This is a genomic window from Paenibacillus foliorum, from assembly GCF_013141765.1.
Lineage (GTDB): Bacteria > Bacillota > Bacilli > Paenibacillales > NBRC-103111 > Paenibacillus_S > Paenibacillus_S foliorum.
On sequence record NZ_WHOD01000128.1, the window covers coordinates 139,397 to 157,845 of the forward strand.

22 protein-coding genes are annotated in these 18,449 nt (G+C 43.8%); 9 read left to right on the top strand and 13 right to left on the bottom strand.

What is annotated here, in order from left to right; genetic code table 11:
• Window positions 1–27: 27 nt before the first annotated feature.
• Both GC093_RS33315 and GC093_RS33320 read right to left on the bottom strand, forming a co-directional pair.
• A complete protein-coding gene (locus tag GC093_RS33315; RefSeq protein ID WP_171656263.1) occupies window positions 28–405 on the bottom strand; it encodes a YtxH domain-containing protein in 378 nt (125 codons plus the stop codon).
• A 14-nt stretch (window positions 406–419) separates the two neighbouring features.
• Window positions 420–881, bottom strand: coding sequence for a DUF948 domain-containing protein (locus tag GC093_RS33320; protein WP_171656264.1), 462 nt, complete (start codon window positions 879–881; stop codon window positions 420–422).
• A 200-nt stretch (window positions 882–1,081) separates the two neighbouring features.
• Between GC093_RS33320 and GC093_RS33325 the strand changes: the two genes are divergently transcribed.
• The 3 genes from GC093_RS33325 (at window position 1,082) to GC093_RS33335 (ending at window position 3,228) form a co-directional block, all read left to right on the top strand.
• A complete protein-coding gene (locus tag GC093_RS33325; RefSeq protein WP_171656265.1) occupies window positions 1,082–1,717 on the top strand; it encodes a bifunctional 4-hydroxy-2-oxoglutarate aldolase/2-dehydro-3-deoxy-phosphogluconate aldolase in 636 nt (211 codons plus the stop codon).
• Window positions 1,718–1,846: 129 nt separating this feature from the next.
• On the top strand, window positions 1,847–2,473 hold the full coding sequence (locus tag GC093_RS33330; RefSeq protein ID WP_171656266.1) for a YhbD family protein: 627 nt from the start codon (window positions 1,847–1,849) through the stop codon (window positions 2,471–2,473).
• A 14-nt stretch (window positions 2,474–2,487) separates the two neighbouring features.
• Window positions 2,488–3,228 (top strand): hypothetical protein, encoded by a 741-nt coding sequence (locus GC093_RS33335; RefSeq protein WP_171656267.1) that lies wholly within the window; start codon window positions 2,488–2,490, stop codon window positions 3,226–3,228.
• 61 nt (window positions 3,229–3,289) lie between these two features.
• Here the strand turns inward: GC093_RS33335 and GC093_RS33340 are convergent, their stop codons facing one another.
• From GC093_RS33340 to thiD, 3 genes are all read right to left on the bottom strand, one after another.
• Entirely contained in the window at window positions 3,290–3,925 is a 636-nt protein-coding gene (locus GC093_RS33340; RefSeq protein WP_171656268.1) for a helix-turn-helix transcriptional regulator, read from the bottom strand.
• A 186-nt stretch (window positions 3,926–4,111) separates the two neighbouring features.
• Complete coding sequence (locus GC093_RS33345) at window positions 4,112–4,549, bottom strand: DUF86 domain-containing protein (protein ID WP_171656448.1); 438 nt, start codon at window positions 4,547–4,549, stop codon at window positions 4,112–4,114.
• 121 nt (window positions 4,550–4,670) lie between these two features.
• Window positions 4,671–5,513, bottom strand: coding sequence for a bifunctional hydroxymethylpyrimidine kinase/phosphomethylpyrimidine kinase (gene thiD, locus GC093_RS33350; protein ID WP_171656269.1), 843 nt, complete (start codon window positions 5,511–5,513; stop codon window positions 4,671–4,673).
• A gap of 312 nt (window positions 5,514–5,825) precedes the next feature.
• On the opposite strand from thiD, the gene GC093_RS33355 reads away from it, so the two are divergent.
• Both GC093_RS33355 and thiO read left to right on the top strand, forming a co-directional pair.
• On the top strand, window positions 5,826–6,467 hold the full coding sequence (locus tag GC093_RS33355) for a thiamine phosphate synthase (protein ID WP_171656270.1): 642 nt from the start codon (window positions 5,826–5,828) through the stop codon (window positions 6,465–6,467).
• Window positions 6,468–6,503: 36 nt separating this feature from the next.
• Window positions 6,504–7,628, top strand: coding sequence for a glycine oxidase ThiO (thiO, locus tag GC093_RS33360; RefSeq protein ID WP_171656271.1), 1,125 nt, complete (start codon window positions 6,504–6,506; stop codon window positions 7,626–7,628).
• On the opposite strand, the gene GC093_RS33365 is transcribed toward thiO, so the two are convergent.
• The gene (locus GC093_RS33365; RefSeq protein ID WP_171656272.1) at window positions 7,625–8,293 is read right to left on the bottom strand and encodes a tetratricopeptide repeat protein; all 669 of its coding nucleotides are present in this window, start codon (window positions 8,291–8,293) and stop codon (window positions 7,625–7,627) included. The two genes, thiO and GC093_RS33365, sit on opposite strands and share 4 nt — an antisense overlap.
• Window positions 8,294–8,577: 284 nt before the next feature.
• On the opposite strand from GC093_RS33365, the gene GC093_RS33370 reads away from it, so the two are divergent.
• Entirely contained in the window at window positions 8,578–8,835 is a 258-nt protein-coding gene (locus GC093_RS33370) for a hypothetical protein (RefSeq protein WP_246315800.1), read from the top strand.
• 200 nt (window positions 8,836–9,035) lie between these two features.
• A complete protein-coding gene (locus GC093_RS33375) occupies window positions 9,036–9,662 on the top strand; it encodes an FMN-dependent NADH-azoreductase (protein WP_171656273.1) in 627 nt (208 codons plus the stop codon).
• Window positions 9,663–9,786: 124 nt separating this feature from the next.
• On the opposite strand, the gene GC093_RS33380 is transcribed toward GC093_RS33375, so the two are convergent.
• Entirely contained in the window at window positions 9,787–10,077 is a 291-nt protein-coding gene (locus GC093_RS33380; RefSeq protein WP_171656274.1) for a hypothetical protein, read from the bottom strand.
• Between the two features lie 186 nt (window positions 10,078–10,263).
• Here GC093_RS33380 and brfA point away from each other — a divergent pair, with 186 nt between their 5' ends.
• Together brfA and GC093_RS33390 are read left to right on the top strand one after the other, a co-directional pair.
• Window positions 10,264–10,497 (top strand): ribosome rescue factor BrfA, encoded by a 234-nt coding sequence (gene brfA, locus GC093_RS33385; protein WP_171656275.1) that lies wholly within the window; start codon window positions 10,264–10,266, stop codon window positions 10,495–10,497.
• A gap of 114 nt (window positions 10,498–10,611) precedes the next feature.
• A complete protein-coding gene (locus GC093_RS33390) occupies window positions 10,612–10,755 on the top strand; it encodes a DUF6254 family protein (RefSeq protein WP_171656276.1) in 144 nt (47 codons plus the stop codon).
• 75 nt (window positions 10,756–10,830) lie between these two features.
• Here the strand turns inward: GC093_RS33390 and GC093_RS33395 are convergent, their stop codons facing one another.
• The 6 genes from GC093_RS33395 to GC093_RS33420 all read right to left on the bottom strand — a co-directional run bounded on the left by GC093_RS33395 (window position 10,831) and on the right by GC093_RS33420 (window position 18,426).
• Complete coding sequence (locus GC093_RS33395) at window positions 10,831–11,595, bottom strand: sugar phosphate isomerase/epimerase family protein (RefSeq protein WP_171656277.1); 765 nt, start codon at window positions 11,593–11,595, stop codon at window positions 10,831–10,833.
• Window positions 11,596–11,767: 172 nt separating this feature from the next.
• Window positions 11,768–12,751: a cation diffusion facilitator family transporter gene (locus GC093_RS33400; protein ID WP_171656278.1), complete on the bottom strand. Its 984-nt coding sequence runs from the start codon at window positions 12,749–12,751 to the stop codon at window positions 11,768–11,770.
• Between the two features lie 28 nt (window positions 12,752–12,779).
• A complete protein-coding gene (locus GC093_RS33405) occupies window positions 12,780–13,886 on the bottom strand; it encodes a GerAB/ArcD/ProY family transporter (protein WP_171656279.1) in 1,107 nt (368 codons plus the stop codon).
• Window positions 13,883–15,064: a Ger(x)C family spore germination protein gene (locus GC093_RS33410; protein WP_171656280.1), complete on the bottom strand. Its 1,182-nt coding sequence runs from the start codon at window positions 15,062–15,064 to the stop codon at window positions 13,883–13,885. The genes GC093_RS33405 and GC093_RS33410 overlap by 4 nt, the downstream gene beginning before the upstream one ends.
• 31 nt (window positions 15,065–15,095) lie before the next feature.
• Window positions 15,096–16,613: a spore germination protein gene (locus GC093_RS33415; protein WP_171656281.1), complete on the bottom strand. Its 1,518-nt coding sequence runs from the start codon at window positions 16,611–16,613 to the stop codon at window positions 15,096–15,098.
• 226 nt (window positions 16,614–16,839) lie between these two features.
• Window positions 16,840–18,426, bottom strand: a complete 1,587-nt coding sequence (locus tag GC093_RS33420; RefSeq protein WP_171656282.1) for a glycoside hydrolase family 43 protein — start codon at window positions 18,424–18,426, stop codon at window positions 16,840–16,842.
• Window positions 18,427–18,449: the final 23 nt, after the last annotated feature.

Sequence of the window (18,449 nt, forward strand, 5' to 3'; positions counted from 1 at the left end):
TTATTTGCTGTCTCCTATGTTATCGGTTTATTTCTCGTTTTCTTCACTTTCTACAACCGTAGCAGCAACAGGTGCTTCCAACGATTCCAAGCTTTCAGCTTTTGGATGTTTCCAAGAAAGAGCCGTTTCCTTAGCTTTTCCTGCCCATTCCGATGTTTGACGGCCAATCGTTTGCACGGCATGCTGTGTCTTATCACTAATCGTGCCAGCTATTTGCTTAGATTTGTCAGCAACCGTCCCCGCTACTTGCTGCGTTTTCTCAGTAACATTGTGTACCCCTTCCGAGATATCGGCTCTCAGCTCACGACCTGATTTAGGCGCAAACAGTAGCGCTGTTACCGCTCCTAATAATGTACCTACAACGGCTCCGATCAATAAATCTTTCCCTTTTTTTTCCGCTGCCATTTCATTCATCTCCTTCATTGTTGTTCACCCGTCTGGACTTTTGCTTTTGAAGATTTGGAGGCCTGCCACCTTTGCCATAGCTGCATGCTGATAGAGGTAAGCTCAAGAAGGTCTCGCATCGTATCTTTGCTGTTATGCAGAGTGCTGCTTGCCTCCGTGACTGAATCCGACAAAGTACGGGAAACAAGCCTTACAGATTGGGATAAACGGCTGGCCGCTGCCCCAGTCTGCTCCATCGCATCTACAAAACCATCAGCAGCTTTGATTTTCTCTTGGACATCCTCAACTAGCTTCTGAGTAAGTTGGATCAAATGCTTCGATTCTACCGCTGTCTGCTCGAGCCTTGTCTGGAGCTGACTAAGCGTAATATGTGTCTCCTTTATCGTCCTACGAGTTTCAATTAGTGTTGGAATTAGGAATCCGATTAAGACAACCACTGCGATAGAAACAATAAGAACTGCTATTTGCCAGAGCATTTGCCTCCACCCCCTTCCTGACAAGCAACGCCCTAGACGAATGCCTATGGAATAGTACATTATAAGTAGGAGGGAAGCATTTTGACACTAAATATCCGAATTTATCCTAACTTTTTTGTCAGATCGATGACTCACTGTATGAAAAGATCGAAAAGAATGTCATAATAGACCTATAACTTGGGGATGAGGTGGATGCAAACATGAATCGGGAACAAGGACTACAATTAGTTGAACAAACACGTATAATCGCCATTGTACGCGGTGTGGAGCAACAACATATCACCGGTGTAGCTCAAGCGCTGTTGGACGGAGGCGTTCGAGTAATGGAAATTACATTGAACACGCCAGGCGCCACTACGATGATTGCACAGCTGCAGAAGCAATTCGGTGAACAAATGTATATAGGTGCTGGAACTGTGCTTGATATAGACGATACGAAGAAGGCTATTGAAGCTGGCGCATCCTATTTGGTAACACCTAATATAGATGAAGATGTCATTCGTTACGCGGCAGAGCAAGGAATTCCTATCTTTCCAGGCGCTATGACTCCTACTGAAATTGTGAAGGCTTGGAAAGCGGGCGCGACAGCCGTAAAGATTTTCCCAGGCGCAAGCCTCGGCATTGGCTACATTAAAGAGCTTCAAGGTCCGCTCAACCATATCCCAATGGTTGCTGTGGGAGGTGTCAGCGAGGATAATATCGCGCAATTTATTCAAGCGGGATGCCATGGCGTTGGTATTGGAGGCTCTCTGGTCAATTTAAAGGAGATCACAGCTGGCAATTACGGTTGGATTAAGGATAAAGCAGCACGTCTTGTAGCAAATGCAAAGCTTTGATTAGAATACAGCATACAGAACGTCTATCCTCTTGAGGATGGGCGTTTTTTTCATAAAAAAATAAACTCTCATCACATTTACAACGTAACAATGTTATGTTACACTGTTTTCACTAGGAGGAATTGATGGATGGAAACACAATTAATCTCTAAAAAAGAACTACTCGAATTGACTGGCCTCTCTTATGGTCAGTTATATCGATGGAAACGAAAAAATTTAATTCCCGAGGACTGGTTCATAAGGAAATCTGCCTTCACCGGACAGGAAACCTTTTTCCCGAAGGATAAGATACTTGGGCGGATCGACAAAATAAAAAATATGAAGGATGATTTATCTCTCGATGAACTGGCAAACTTATTGTCACCCAATCCTACGGAGATTTCTCTTACCAAACAGGAGTTAACAGAACGTAACATTGTTTCATTAGAAAGCTTCAATATGTATTGCGAGCGACAAGGAAGCTCTGATTTGTTTGATTTTGATCGAATTTTACAACTCTTTATTTTCGATAAAATGCTTCATACGGGAGAAATAAGTCTTGATGAAGGATATATGCTGCTTCAGGTTATGAATGAGCATTATCCCAAGCTGCAAGGAAATAACGGTGAGTTCATTTTTATTAGGAAAATGGGCTTTTCCACATTAGTATTAGCCGAAGTTCCCGCAAATGTTTATTTCGAGCCCAAAATTCGAGTTGTTGCCCGTTTGCTTATATCTAGCTGTATGGAAGAATTGAAATTTAAAATAAACGGATGATGGAGGCATTTTACATGACAAACCCTGATGTTCGAGGCGATCTTATTATTTCTGGAAGCGGCAGCACAGCCGGCGGTACGTTCAATAACGTAAAAATTAATGGAGAAGGAACCATCTCGGGAGATATAGATAGTATTGAGTTCAAAACAAATGGAAGCTCCCGTACCCAAGGTAATGTAAAGTCAACAATTATAAAGGTGAACGGCATCACACGAATTGAAGGTAATGTAGATGCAGAACAATTAAATGTTAATGGTCAGACCGATATAGGGGGCGATGTTTCAGTTAGGGTCCTCAAGCTGCAGGGCAAATCTGATATTGGCGGCAATCTGACTGGCGACCTATTGGAAATCGGCGGCGAATTGAAGGTTCAGAGGGATTGTGAAGCCGAGACCTTTTTACAAAAAGGCAGCTTTATTATTGGTGGTATGCTAAATGCCGGGAAAATAGACATTCAATTGTTTGGTCCGTGCAAGGCTAAAGAGATAGGCGGCGAAACGATCAGTGTAAAACGAACCGGATTGGCCCTCAGTCTCCACAAGATCATTCATTCTTTATTTATTACGGGCTTTGAAGATCGTTTGACTGTGGATACTATCGAAGGTGACGATATTTATCTCGAATATACGACTGCAAAGATCGTTCGAGGCAACCGTGTTAACATTGGTCCTGGTTGCGAAATCATTCATGTAGAGTACAAGGATCATTTTGAACAGGTAAAAGGTGCTCAGGTGAGTGAATTCAGCAAGCTTTGATAGGTTTCACGGATGTTCAAACAAAAAAACCATCATCGACGCAGACCGCGTAGAGATGGTTTTATTTATCTTTTTCTTGAATGGTATAGGAGCATTTAATTCCGCCCTTGACCAAGCATTCCGTGCGCTCGACATTAGCGTTGAGCAAGCTTTTGAACATCATAAGCTCACATTGGCATGCATGATTATATTGATTGGCAACTTGTGAAATAGGACAATTATGCTCGTTAATGACATAATGCCCCTCATTGGTTGTATTCCAATCCACCATATACCCATTGGAATTTTGAATCTCAGCAAGTGTCTTGACTCGTTCTTCCAACGGTTTCCCCTGCATCTGTTCTTCGTAACGGTTAACCATTCGCTCCTTACGACGCTCGAATAAACGATCTACCTGCTGCTCTCCTGCTTCAGAAACCAGCTCGCCCAATAAATCAAGCGTCAAATGATGATATTTCTTCGGAAATAGCTCATCCGCTTGTTCCGTCAAGGAGTACAAATTGGTCGGCCGCCCCATTGCCTGCCGTACCAGCTTCGCTTCGATCAGACCGTCACGCTCCAGCGTGTTCAGATGTCTCCGAACTGCCATCTCCGTAATGCCTAGCTGTTTGGCCATATCGCTAACGGTAAGGGATCCCTGTGTTTTCAACATGGTCAGTATGACTTTTCGTGTGGATACATCCATCTCCTGGTTCATCTGGTCTTTTCACCGCCTCTTCAAGCAAACCTTGCTTTCTTCAGAAATGAGCTGATAAGCAAGTTATTACAGCTATTGTATACGAATATGAACTATAAGTAAATTAATATACTAAAATGTATCAAAAATACTAGGAGAGGAAAATGCTAACATAATTCTTCTTGCAATAACTTTATTTTCCCTGAATTACACCATTTCCTTGCGGATAAAAACGGGTACAGCTTCTGCAAAAGTAGATAGTGCGCTCGGAAGCTCGCTGATTAACGGATGCAGAATCTCCCGTGGAAAAGCTGAATAATCCTGGACAAGCGGCTTACGAAGCTGAACAAGCTGACGCAAGGTGGCCCCTAGACTTGGTTCAAATACACCCTCACCCTGGAGAATTTCAATAATATCCTCGTAGCTGCTAGCGTCTCGCATCATAAAAGCGTCGATTAAGAGACTTCCAACATCAGTAACCGTCTCAATTGCCAGATGCAGCGTACGTTCTTGAGCAAACTGCAAGAGCAAGCGATCGCTTGAAGAAGTGTTCTCCCATTGTGCTGCTAATCTTTCGCATGATTCTGACAATATGGGAATAAATCGTAAACGCAGGTCTACTTGCTCGTGATTCACATAGTACATGGGCGTTATCTCCGTTTCTTCTTCTTCCATCTGGACCATAATATGATGGCGGGAAAACTTATGATTACAAGTCCAATCAATAAGACGGCTTGCATTAAATATTCATAACTCAATTTAGCTGTCATAGCTCCGTTGACTCCTTCGTATCCTTGTCGCGGTTGTCCGTACTATACCGCCAATAAGCCCAATGATTGGTTGGTCCATGCCCCCCGCCAATCCCTAACTCATATCGGATAGCAAGCGTAATAAAACGTTTGGCCGTTTGCACGGCTTCGAATAGACTGCTGCCTTTGGCAAGCTCCGCTGTAATAGCTGCCGAGAAGGTACATCCTGTACCATGGGTATGACGAGTCTCATAACGTGTCGCTGTTAGCAAATGAAACTGCTCACCATCGTACAATACGTCTGTCGGCTCTCCGGTGCTGTGCCCACCTTTTACAACAGCTGCTCCTGCACCGTATTGCTGTACGATTCTAAGTGCTGCTTCCTTCATATCATGGAGCGAAGTTATTCGCATACCAGTAATAACTTCTGCTTCCGGAATATTCGGCGTTACTAATGAAGCCAGCGGCAACAGCTTGCTCCGCAGCGTATCCTGTGCATGTTCTGCGAGCAAGCTTGCTCCTCCCTTGGCAATCATGACGGGATCCACCACAAGCTTCGTAATCTTATGCTTAATCACTTGAGCAGCTACTAATTCGATCACTGCCGGCTGTGACAGCATACCTGTTTTTACGGCATCTACTCCGATATCGCTCACAACTGAATTTATCTGACCTTCTATTCCTTCTAACGGGATATCGTAGATACCGTTCACACCCAAGGTATTCTGGGATGTAACTGCCGTAATGGCTGACATCCCGTAAACCTCCAGCATTTGAAATGTTTTTAAATCCGCTTGAATACCGGCTCCTCCCCCGCTATCTGAGCCTGCTATCGTTAACGCTTTATATATTTGTCCCATTATGTAAGCTCCCTTTCTTAGCCGTGCCTGCTGCTTTTTAAGACTGCCGCTTTTCTTAGGCCAAAGGTTAAAATCTATCTCTGCCTGTATGCAATTTTTGCTTTTAAAATGGACTTTAAGAACTAATCCCGTACTGTCCATTCCCAAACTTACTTATACCAGTTTATCTATCCCTATTACTACCGTCAAGTTCACTGTTCTTGATATTTTTATGACAACTTGGGCAAACGCTTTGACGGTCTTAACAGGCTGCGCTATGATGAAAGTATTGTACTATTTTTTCAGAAATTATGATAAGGAAGTGTGCTCGTAATGAAGAAACACGAGCTGCATGTCATAACGACCGGTAAGCAGACGCTAACCGAAGTGGCAGCTATTGCTCATCAATGCCCGACAAGTCTCATTGATGCCCTTCATCTGAGAGAAAAGCAATGCGGCGCTCGGGAGCTGGCCGACTGGTATAATACCTTACAGCCGCTGTTTGAACCTGCGGCTCTATATATTAATGACCGGCTTGATGCGGCTTTGGCTGTTGGCGCCCCTGGCGTCCAACTGGCCTATAGCAGTCTAAGCGTAGCCCAAAGCCGTCGTATTCTGCCTGCTAATGTGCGAATCGGCTGCTCCGTGCACTCTGCCGAGGAGGCCGCTGCGGCAGCCCAAAATGGCGCTGATTATGTCCTGTACGGACATATCTTCGATTCTAACTCCAAGCCAGGCTTGCCGCCCCGCGGCACTGCTGCCTTGAGTGAGGTCGTCGAAGCCTGTCCAATACCGGTAATAGCTATAGGTGGAATCGAGCCGGATAATGTCGATGAAGTGCTGTCGACAGGGTGCTCGGGCATCGCCGTGCTATCTCAAATACTGCTGCATCAAGATCCTGCAGGTCAGATAGCAAGATTTCACAAAACTTTGGAACAAACACGGCATATTCCAAAGTATAAGCTTACGAAGTAAACTTCGCTAAAGCGAAACTCTTAGGAGGAGTTAACATTGAATAGCAGGAACAGATCAGCGTTAATTATCGGGGGAGGCATTATCGGCTGCAGCATAGCATTTGAATTATTGCGAGCAGGCATCCAAGTAACCCTTATCGATAAAGGCGCACTTAACAAAGAAGCTTCCACTGCAGCTGCAGGTATGCTGGGAGCACAGGTAGAAATGCATCATCCAGGCGCTTTCTACGAGCTGTGCGAATGGAGTCAACAGTTGTATCATAAATGGACGGAAGATCTATTACAAACCGGAGGAATTTCTCCGCAATACATAGAGAAAGGAATACTTCGGGCTGCATTTACAGAAGAGGATGAGCTAGAGCTGCGGAGCCGCTTACCATGGATTCATAATGCTGAATGGCTTACTTCAAAGGAAATGCGTACAATAGAGCCTGGCTTATCCCGTGATATACGAGGAGGGCTGCGCTTTCAGCAGGACCATCAGGTCCATCCAGTACAGCTGGCATTAGCTCTACAAGCGAGCATACTTAGGCTCGGCTGTGAGATTCGCGAGTGGACGCCAGCTTTTAGCCTCATTGAGCACAATGGGCGAATCCAAGGCGTCAGGACGGCTGACGGTGAACTATTAGCCGATCAGGTTATCCTTGCTTCGGGAGCTTGGGCGTCCGCCTTAACGGAACCATTCGGACTGAAGCTGCAGTTATTCCCGGTCAAAGGCCAATGTATCTCTCTCAGGACAGCAGCGCCTATCATAAGCAGCACTGTCTTTACTAAAGGCTGCTATATCGTCCCAAAACTGGACGGCAGTATGATCATTGGAGCAACTCAGGAGGAATGCGGTTACGACAAACGCTGCCACGCCTCGGTTATCGGTTCTCTGCATTCCGCCGCGACCCAACTGCTTCCAGAACTCGATCATGCTGAGTTCGTCAGCACTTGGGCTGGCCTGCGTCCAGGCACACCTGATGGCCTTCCATACATGGGCCAGTCAGTGAAGATGCCAGGTTTAATCATAGCAGCTGGTCATTACCGCAATGGCATACTACTTGCACCTGCAACGGGGAAACTGATCAAGCAGCTAATTATGGACGAGCCGACCAGTATCAACTTATCGTCATTTACTCCAGATCGTGTATTAGCTCCAGTTCAGCAAATTACTTAAAATTGCTTAAACCGGGCTAGTAAAGACCATTTACGCTCAAAGCGCCGTTTATATTTCGGCAGCCCGCGGTACAGCTCAATCGTGTCACGGTAAGCTCCGCGGGCTTCTTCTTTACGTCCCAAACGATCGTACAGCTGACCCAGACGATAATAAGCCTCACACGAGGATGAATTCACTTCCTTGAACTGTTCCAAATAAGTTATCGCTTTAGTTGGATTGTGGTCTGCCCATGCATCGGCTAAACGCAAATAAGGCTCTCCATATTTGACCCTTGGATTCATTTCTACGGCATCCAGCAGCAATTGCTCTCCTAGCTCCAATTGGCCAAGCTTCAGTCTGCATAAGCCAAGCTCTGCCCGAACCTCAGCAGAATCATCAATAACAGAAGCAACCTGCTCAAGCAGCTCCGCTGCCTCCACATATTGCTTGCGTTCCATCAATACCCTCGCCAATTCCAGCTTTGATGAGTTTTGATGAGGACTCAACCGCAGCTCTTGACGCAATCTGGACAGCTTCCTTGCTCTTTGAATAGGTTTCAAAATACTAGGAGTTAGACCAATAAACCGCCGATCCAGCACATAAAAAACAACCAGCAGAACAAGAATCGCCACAATGGGACTACCCGTCAGCCAAGTTAATAAGAAAAACAACAGCACCTTGCTCATTTATTTATAATGCCTCCCCTATCTGTTTTTTACCAATCATTGTAACATATATTGTTTACTTTTTTGTGTATTAAAGTGCAATGATTCGGGAATGCTCATTACAAATGCCCTAATATCACCATACCAAAGCGCTTTTATTCCTGCAAATGGAGTCATGGTGTTCTTTTGTTATGTTATCCAAATATAGACTATTTAGTTGTGAACAATTTGAGGACGGGAAGGATTTCAGCTGTCTCGCAGCGAAAGGTTGTAGATCGAATTTAATGCAGGGGGAACAACCTATTATGAGTAAGATGACTGCCGAACAGGCTAATAAATGGCGCAAGAGAAGAATGATGGGCAAATCGAAATATGTAATGTTTTACGGTGTGGTAACCTGGGGTATCATATTAGCAGCACTATTTACGGGTATGGAGTGGATCACCCAGCAATCATTTACGACATCTTGGGTATATATTAGAGTCATTGTTTTTGGAATTCTTGGATTTTTCATCGCTAATTTTCGTTGGGACGCCCGGGAGCGGATGTTTCAATCTCATTAATATCAAACAGGGAGCAGACGGATTATTCCGCTTTGCTCCCTGTTTTTTTGTTTCATTCTGTTTTTTAGTAAGAGCTTAGACGCCGCATCAAACCTTCCTTCATTTCATTATAAGTAGCTTGACAAAAGTAAGTTAATCATTTATTATACTTACGTATAGTGAGTTGATATTATAAAAATAGTAATGGAGGAATTTAATTTATGTCTACTGTTTTATTTATTAAAGCTAATGGTCGTCCTTTGGAGCAATCTGCAAGTGTTAAACTGTATCATACATTTTTGGATCAATATAAAGAATCCCATCCTGGGGATACTATTGTAGAGCTTGATTTGTTTGCCGAGGAGCTTCCTTACTATGATGTTGACACTTTGAACGGTTTGTTTAAGCTTGGAAAAGGCTTTGAACTGACTGAGCAAGAACAACAAAGAGCAGCTAATGTAAACAAATACTTAGAGCAATTCCTTGCAGCTGATAAAGTTGTATTGGCATTCCCGCTTTGGAACTTCACAATCCCTGCTCAGCTGCTGACTTACTTGTTCTATGTTGTTCAAGCAGGCAAAACTTTCACTTATACAGCACAAGGTCCTCAAGGATTGCAGCCTGATAAAAAAGTAGCTTTGCTGAACGCAAGAGGCGGCGTATACTCCGAAGGTCCTGCTGCCGCTATCGAAATGTCCCTGAACTATGTTAAAACAATCATGGGCTTCATTGGTATTCAAGATGTTACAACTGTAGTCATTGAAGGTCATAACCAATTCCCTGACAAATCCCAAGCTATTATCGAAGAAGGTTTAAAACAAGCTGCTGTAGCTGCGCAAAACTTCTAATTTCTACAGCTCTTTCATCAAATAAAGCGACTCCCCCATCCTTAAGAGATGCGGGAGTTTTTTGGGGACAAAGAAAAGCCTGTAATCACTTGGAATCACAGGCTTTCTAAAGTCTATATGGCTATCAAACCGGTGGGGTTGATTTCTTCTTCATTATAAAAAGTCCGAAAAACAACAAGACTTCAATATTAACAAAGGCTACTCCAAATCCGAACAGTCCGAACATACGTGCAAAGCCCTCAAACAGACTGGCCCACCAAATACTGGCAACCACAAAAATCGCCAAATTCACAATAAAAGACACAAGAGTGGATAACAGCAGCTTTTGAGTTTTGAGCATAAGCCCAACACCTAAGCCATTCGTAATGATAAAGGCAGCGCTCATGATAAACCAGTAATAAAAATCATAGGACATCGTGCTCACTCCTGCATTCATTTAATCGACAACAATCTTCTCCTAGGTTACCAAAACAACATGGGGAAAACAACCGTTCCTGCATTTTGTTTCAAATCTGTCAAACTATTCACTTGATGCAGTTTTGGATTAATTGGCGTATAATTAAAACAGTCCCATTTTCAAATAACGAGGAGGCCTTTAAATATGGCACAAAGCAAAGCAAAGAAGCAAAGGATGAAGTGGCAGCAGCAAGGCAAGCTAAATCCCGAGATCAACAGATTAGACTGGAATGGTATTATTCCTGTTGAACGAAAGACACCAACCGTAGCAGAACGCAGAGAGAAGCTGCAGCATAAGCACAAAAACAAATGGAACCTCACCCTGCCAGGCAGCAGTGATGGTTCCATTTGTTTTTCCACAGCACTAATTACGGCTTAAATACAGCTATTCTCTAAATAAAAGTACATAATTTTTGCTCAAGTAAGTCATTCTAGGATAGGAAGCTTATATAAGCGTCTAGCACCTATTTCTTTAGGAAAGAAGGTATCCACAATGAGCCAATCAAAAAACCGCGAAGAAAATGAAGCCGAAATCCGTAAACAAACGCAACACCCTCACGGACATATCACTTCTCTAGAGGAATTTGCCGAGGAATATGAAGCCGATCAGCAATCAGAGAATGAACAACAGTCTTAAATCTATCCTGTGATTGAAACTGTAAAAGACCCTTCTTCTACAAATTTGTAGGAATCAGGGTCTCTACAACTTACATCATCCCCAATGTCGCTGTAAAAATTGAAGCGCCTGAGGGATTTCCTTCTCTCGATCATTGATTGTACACTCAGCAGAGATTAATCCATTATAGTCGGCTGCTTTAAGCTGTGCAATAAAAGTCTCATATGGATATTGCCCTGTTCCGGGAGCAAGTCGACCCGTATCTGCGATATGAATATGAGCCAGCCAATTTTTATTCGTAACTATCGTATCAAGTGGCTCCTGTTCCTCATCCATGTGGTAAAAATCTGCCAATACACGAATCGATGAACGATTAATCAGCTTAGCCAAGTGTACTCCATCATTAACACTGTTAATAATGTTGGTTTCCTTCGTATTCAATGGCTCAATTGCCAAAGTAAGCTTCGTCCCTTGGCATTCGTCTGCAAACCAGCTTAACACATTCAGCAGCTGCTCTTCTGCACGGTTACGTTCCCAGCCTTCAGGTACGGAACGGGATCCGCCGCTGCCAAATACAAAGATCGAAGAGCCTACCGTATTCATTGTCTCTACTGCTTTGCTTATATATTGCTTCGTAACCTCATCATTAGCTTCAGGTCCGACTACTTTAATCTCACGCGGGAACAAGACGTTCCATGCTTTTACAGGTAATGGACTGTTAAGGTACAATGGCAGCGCTTTCTTGAAAGCGTCCTCATCCTTAGTTAATAAAGGCGCCAGTGTGCATTCAATATAATCATAACCGTATTCTTTTAATTCACTGGCTTGTTCAATAGGTAAACACCAACCGAAAGCAGTCATTTCAATTCCTCCTCCAATTTGGGGCGAGCAGCAGAAGAATACTTATGACGCTTTTGCAACCATTCGTTATTGCCCTTGGTATAAGCATTCATCTCTCTTTATCTTACAGCAAAAAGAGCGATGTTTCCGAACGTTTATTGCTAGATAATGCTTATATTCAACATATATTGCACTATATTTTAAGCAGCTGGTGATGGATTCTTGATGTCTCAATTTGAATCGTTGAATGCTGAATATGAAATTGCTCCTCCAACTGGCGAATAGCTTGCTGTAATATACTTTGATTGTCTTGATCATCCTCTATTAGTAAGTGACAGCTTAACGAGTCTAACCCTGAAGTAATCGTCCAAATATGAAGATCATGCACATCAATAACTCCTTCAATTCCCTCTAATGCCTTCCTTACATCATCCCTATTCATCGAAGCTGGAGTCCCTTCCATCAGAATATGAACGGTATGCTTAATGACTCCCCAAGCACTTTTCAATATGAGCAATGACACAATAACGCTAATTATCGGGTCAGCAATGTACCAGGAAAATAGCAACATAAACAAACCAGCTATAATGGCTCCAATGGACCCTAAAGCATCGCTTATTATGTGAAGGAAGGCACTGCGAAGATTCAAATTATTTTTCACATCTCCCTTGCGCATAAGGGACCAAGCACTTGCCAAATTCGCTAATAAGCCAACTGCCGCGATTAACATCATGGAACCGCTTGCGACAACTGGGGGCTGCAAGAACCGATGGTAAGCCTCCCACAAAATAAAAATGGCAACAACAAACAAAGTGACGCCATTAAACAATGCTGCAAGAATTTCGAACCGCAAATAACCAAAGGTTTTGTTGGATGAGGCAGGTCGTATAGCAAACGAAATGGCTATCAGACTTAGCAGTAAGGACGCTGTATCGCTAAGCATATGTCCGGAATCGGACAATAAGGCAAGACTATTGGTAGCAATTCCCCCGAAAAACTCCAGCAGCATAATACTTGCTGTGATTATCAATGCAATCGTTAATCCTTTACGGTTCCCTTCTGATGATGATGGTTGGTGATGATGCCCCTGCCCGTGACCATGATTATGGCTGTGTCCGTGAGCGTGTTCATGGTGAGAATCTTGTGATTGTGCATGTAATTGATGATGATTATGCATAAGATTTGCCTCCTTGATCCAATGCCTGTTAGGGTGCAGGTGCTGCCATTTTTTTGCGCTTAATAAGCGCTAGAATAAGCAGGAAAAGCGGTCCTCCCGCCATAAACACAGGAAACAAATAGGGAATAGCTATTTTTCGGGGGAAAATGACGGATATTTCCTCATAGTTTAGAGGTATTAGAGCCATAATCATTGCAACAACTGCTATAAACCATACGGTTTTTCTCCAATCCTTCATGCCCAAAAGCTGTGAAGTTCCGTAGCTTGCAACAAATAAATATAAAGCCAACTTTGTAAAAATGCTCATTATCCAGACCGTAATAACGATAGCGTCCAAATTTTCAATAATTCCCCCGATGGATATTGAACGAACAATCATTAACATCGGATACGGATAACTTGCAGCAACGTTAGGACCAAACATGATGATACTGACAATTACGGATATTAAGGCAAGCATACCCGAGAGCATAACGCCTCCAACCGCATGGCGAACAGTATGCTTGCGATAGGCTACAAAAGATATAAGCATCAGGAGCATAACGCAATCACCTAAGAAAGTTGCTGCTGGGAGCGCACCTTTCATTATTACCATATAGCCGCTATCCGAATATACCGGAAGCAATCGATCCCACTCCATCTCATTGATACCTAAAAACATAGGCCCTACAACACCAACCAAAATAATCGGCCCTGTCAATTCGCAAATACGGGCAATAACACCTATCCCGTGTAATGTAGGATACAGTACGATGATAAGCATTAAGATTTCAATGACAGGTACCGGGGTTTTGGGCATAATCGTGCCGGTAATGAACAAACTGAATTGTTTTAATATAACCGCGAGGGTGAGAATCCAGAACAAGATATACAAAGCAGCAATAAATCCGCCCAGCCATTTACCTAATAGAACTCGGCTATATTCAATTAAGGTTTGACCTGGAAAAATCGCACAGAGCTTCCCGCAAATAAAAGCAATGGTGATACCTATCCCCGTTGACAATACGCTAGAAATCCATGCATCCTGTTGAGCTATTCGAATAGCCGGGGAGGTGGTGAGAAGAATGGTCATAATGATCTGCATGCTTACCATCATCCAAAATATTTGCCGGTTTGTTAACGCCATATCATTCATTGTATTCCCTCATTTCTACCTCGACGATTGGACAATTCCGGGATGTTGGATATTCCGGGTCTATGGATTGTGCTATTCACCTCTAACTGAACATCAACCGTTTGGAAAACAGAGTTCCAATTCTCTTTTACTTTCTTCCACTCATGCGGATATTTTTTGTGAAAGGCCCGGGCAAAGCCGACAACATCCGTTTTTAGCTCTTTTTGCAGCTGATCCATTGTATTTTCCATCAATTTCTTTATTTCCTCATTGAACGGTCCCTCTATCTTTCTCAGATTGTTAGACCCGTTCGCTATAATAAGGGTGGTCGAATTTTGTACCACATCAGCATCCAGCTTCAATTTCACTCTCATTTTCCATTTACCATTCTCAATAGATGGAAGCATGCGAACCTTGCTGTTAATGACCCTTATTACAATTTCTCCTCCGTCCTCCTTTCTTGTTATGGTGATATTTCGGCCAAGCTCTGCATGTTTTAATATCCGGATTCCTATTTGAGACCGACTGCTTAAAAAACCCACAAGCTTTTTCCTTTGGATAACTGACATCCCATCGACAGAAAGTATAGACTTTTCAGATCGATTAGAGATCATTGAGGTTAAGGAGGCAACAGGAAGTAAGAAGGCTCCGGATTCTCCGCTAAACAACTCCTCTACCTCGTGCATTGTTGAAGAACGCGTCGTTGGCTTCTGAGAAAGCTTAATTAAGGTTTCATAAGTGTTGGGGTCATTTTGCGATTCTAGAAGCTTCTTGGCTGACCCTTTACACACAAAAAAATTAGCCTGCTCCCGTGGTTGAATATCCCTAAATAAGAAATCGAACTCGTTATACATACCTTGCCGGGCCAATGCTTCGCCAAAAAAATAAGCTTTTGCATGCCCCCAAGAAAAATAGCGCGGAAGCTTCTTTTGCAAATCAGTTAAAGCATCAGCCATTGATCTGCCCTTAGCTGACATGGTGTAAACATTGCCCTCCCCTCCACCTCCACTTCCCTCTGATCCTGCGCCGGTCGGATTCGGTATAAACACTTGTACGGTCAATTCAATCTGATCGTCCTCGCTTTTATCAATCCCTGCGGATATGATTAAGGCCATATCGTTGACCTCTATCCGATCCCAGCAGCCTGCCAAAAGCAGTGACAGAAGTATTAGTAATATGAAGAATAAGCCTAACCTCATATCCCTCCTCCTCTTCATATATCTCTTACATTCATTCTCGTCCATCCGGTTTGTTACCCTGTTTTTTCATGTTGCCTTGGGCAAAAAAGGCTGGACGAAATTTCATTTTACTTAGAGGAGCACGAATCAATACATCCTTAATGCCACTTAAAGATATCGGCGCCAATGGAGACAGGTAAGGAACGCCGAAAGAACGGAGAATACACAAATGGCTTATTATCAACAACAAAGTCATGATAAGACCGAATAAACCTAATAATCCCGAAAAAATCATGATCGGAAATCGAAGCATTCTTAAAGCGATGCTGATTGGATATTGCGGCATCATAAATGATGATATCCCGGTAATAGCTACAACCATCACCATTGGCGCAGAAACCAGCCCTGCTTGTATGGCCGCTTGACCGATAACCAGCGCCCCGACAATGCTGACAGCAGATCCAACCTGCCTAGGAAGTCGAATCCCGGCTTCACGTAACGCTTCGAATGTAATTTCCATAATAAGAGCTTCCACGAGCGCAGGAAATGGTATTTCTTCTCTTGATTTGACAATACGAAGCAGCAGAGTAGTGGGTACCATTTCTTGATGAAAAGTTAAAACAGCTACATAAATTGCCGGAGCAAGCATCGCGATTAAGAAAAATGTATATCGAAGCCAACGAATAAGGGTCCCGATAAGGAAGCGCTGGTAATAATCCTCGGGTGATTGCAGCATCGACCAGAAGGTAGCCGGGGCAATGAGAACCATAGGTGTGTTATCCGTAATAATAATAATTCGACCTTCCATAAGACATGCCACTGCCACGTCTGGACGCTCGGTTGTTTGCAGTTGGGGAAACGGTGAATAGTTGTTGCTCTCGATCAATTCTTCAATGATCCCACTCTCGGCCACATTATCTATGTCCAATTGCGAGATTCGTTCCGATACCTGACTTATGATTTCCGGCTTCGCAATACCTTGGATGTACGCAACAGTGATATCCGTTTTCGAATAACTGCCAACTTTAAACGACACGAACTTTAACGCAGGTGTCTTTAACCTTCTTCGAATTAAGGAAGTATTTACTGTCATGGATTCAATGAAACCCTCGCGAGATCCACGGACGACTGACTCGGCCAAAGGCTCCTCGACGGCCCGTTTATCGTATTGGGTTAACCCGATTGATAGCGCACCTTGAAGCGAGTCGATCAACAATACCGGTCTACCTGCTAGAACCTCATGGAGTATTTCACCGATGGTTTGAAGCTCTTTGCTATTTGACACGGTTATTTGCTCTCTAGCCCTAAATAAAGACTCGAAGAGGTCCAAACCGGATTTCTTAAGAGGCTCAATAACATGCCCGTCAAGAAGCTCTATGTTCACCAAGCCTAAGATATACAAAACGGATACCTTCATACCGCTGTCCATACTAAAATCATGAAAAATTACATCAGCGCAATCTAAGAACAAAGTCTTTAAATAGCTGACGTTCCGAGCAAGATCATCCGACAATACGGTATGAAATACTTCCTTGTCTATACTTGGATCTGCCGGAAACGTTGTGCTCATTCCAAACTCCCCTTAATTTCACTATCATTTAATTATTGTTATGCTCCTAAAATCAACGGACTATTCAGTAATTTCCCAATACAGGTGTAATCTAACATATAATCCGACATCCGAATGCCCCTCTTCCTTGGTTCTAACTGCTCGAATTCATTGTCGCTAGGCACACGCACTAAAAAAGCCCCTCATTCCTAAGAATAAAGGGCTTTCTCTATTTTCAATTTATCCGCTATTTTTCAAAAGTAATCCATTCGAAATCTGCAAAGCCTGTAGAAGCTGTAGAAGCTTCCGTGCTGCCTAATGCATAAAGCCCCACTTTAGCACCAACCCATCTGCCCTCGCGAGCTTGAAAGCTGGCTCCTATCGACTGAAACTCCTTGCCATCTATACTGTAGCTAAACTGACACTGAGCATTTCCACTAACAGCAACCCGCAAATACAGTGGACCCGAAGTGATCTTCAATTGTGCACTAGCTTCTACTTGCTCATTGATGGAATCATTCCCGGCTTCGCCTCTCAGCATGACTACCTTCAAGCCTTCGTCCGTTTGCTGCAGCGTCAAGCTTCCATACGTGTAGCCGAACACCACAAGACCTGCTTGGTCTGCAGGATGCACTGAATGAAGCTCAACCTTAGTCGTCACCGTAAATACCTCGGCAGGAAACTTCTGCATCAGCAGCTGCGGCGCGTCATAGAGTGTATTAGCCCCTTCAGGAAGCGCCGAAGCTTGTAAGCGCAGATAGCCTGGCTTCTCCCTTAGCGAATACCAGCTATCTTGAGGATTAGCCTGCCATTGCCACTGCAAACCAAGCGTTTCACTTTCAAAATAATCCGTCGTAGCAGGCACCGCAATTGGCCAACTACCACCCACATTCGGTTTATTAGCGCGCAGTACCGGCTCGCCAATTCCATCACCGTTCGTATCGATACCCATTAGCGGCCAATCATCAACCCAATGGACGGGCTGAAGATGGGCTATACGTCCATAAGCTTCTTTGTCTTGGAAATGAATAAACCAGGACTCGCCTGACTCCAGCTCCACCCAACCGCCTTGATGCGGTCCGTTAATGATAGAGTCGCCCTGATGGAGAACAATTTTCTCCTCGTAGGGGCCATAAATGCTTCGCGAGCGTAGAATTAGTTGCCAGCCCGTCGGAACTCCACCTGCAGGAGCAAACAAATAATAATAGCCATTGCGTTTGTAGATCTTAGGTCCTTCCAAGGTCGGGTGACTTACCGTTCCATCGAATACAATAACTCCATCGTCCAACAGTGTTTTGCCGTCTTGACTCATTTTACAAACCTGCAGCTTATGCTTGATACCGCTGCGGCTGTGAGCGAACGCGTGAACCAGATAAGCTTGTCCATCATCATCCCATAAAGGGCATGTGTCGATCCAGCCTTTCACTTCCTTGACCCTATGTAGAGGCGTCCAAGGTCCACGAGGATCAACCGCTGTGGTCATGTAAATACCTTCATCCGGTGCGCCAAAATAAATCCAGAATTTCCCGTCGTGATGACGAAGACTCGGAGCCCATACTCCTTTACCATGCTGGGGAAGATCATAACCAGGCAAATCCAGCCGATCGAATGCATAGCTGATAATGGTCCAGTTGACCAAGTCCTTGGAATGTAAGATAGGCAATCCCGGCACATGCGAGAAGCTAGAAGCTGTCATATAGAAATCAGCACCCACCCGGATTACATCTGGGTCCGAATAATCTGCATGCACAATAGGATTTTGAAATGTACCGTCGCCCAAATCAGGCGTCCATACGGAACCGCTTAGTGCGGCTGTAATCTCTGCTTTACTCATAAGATGATCTCCTCCGACTACTC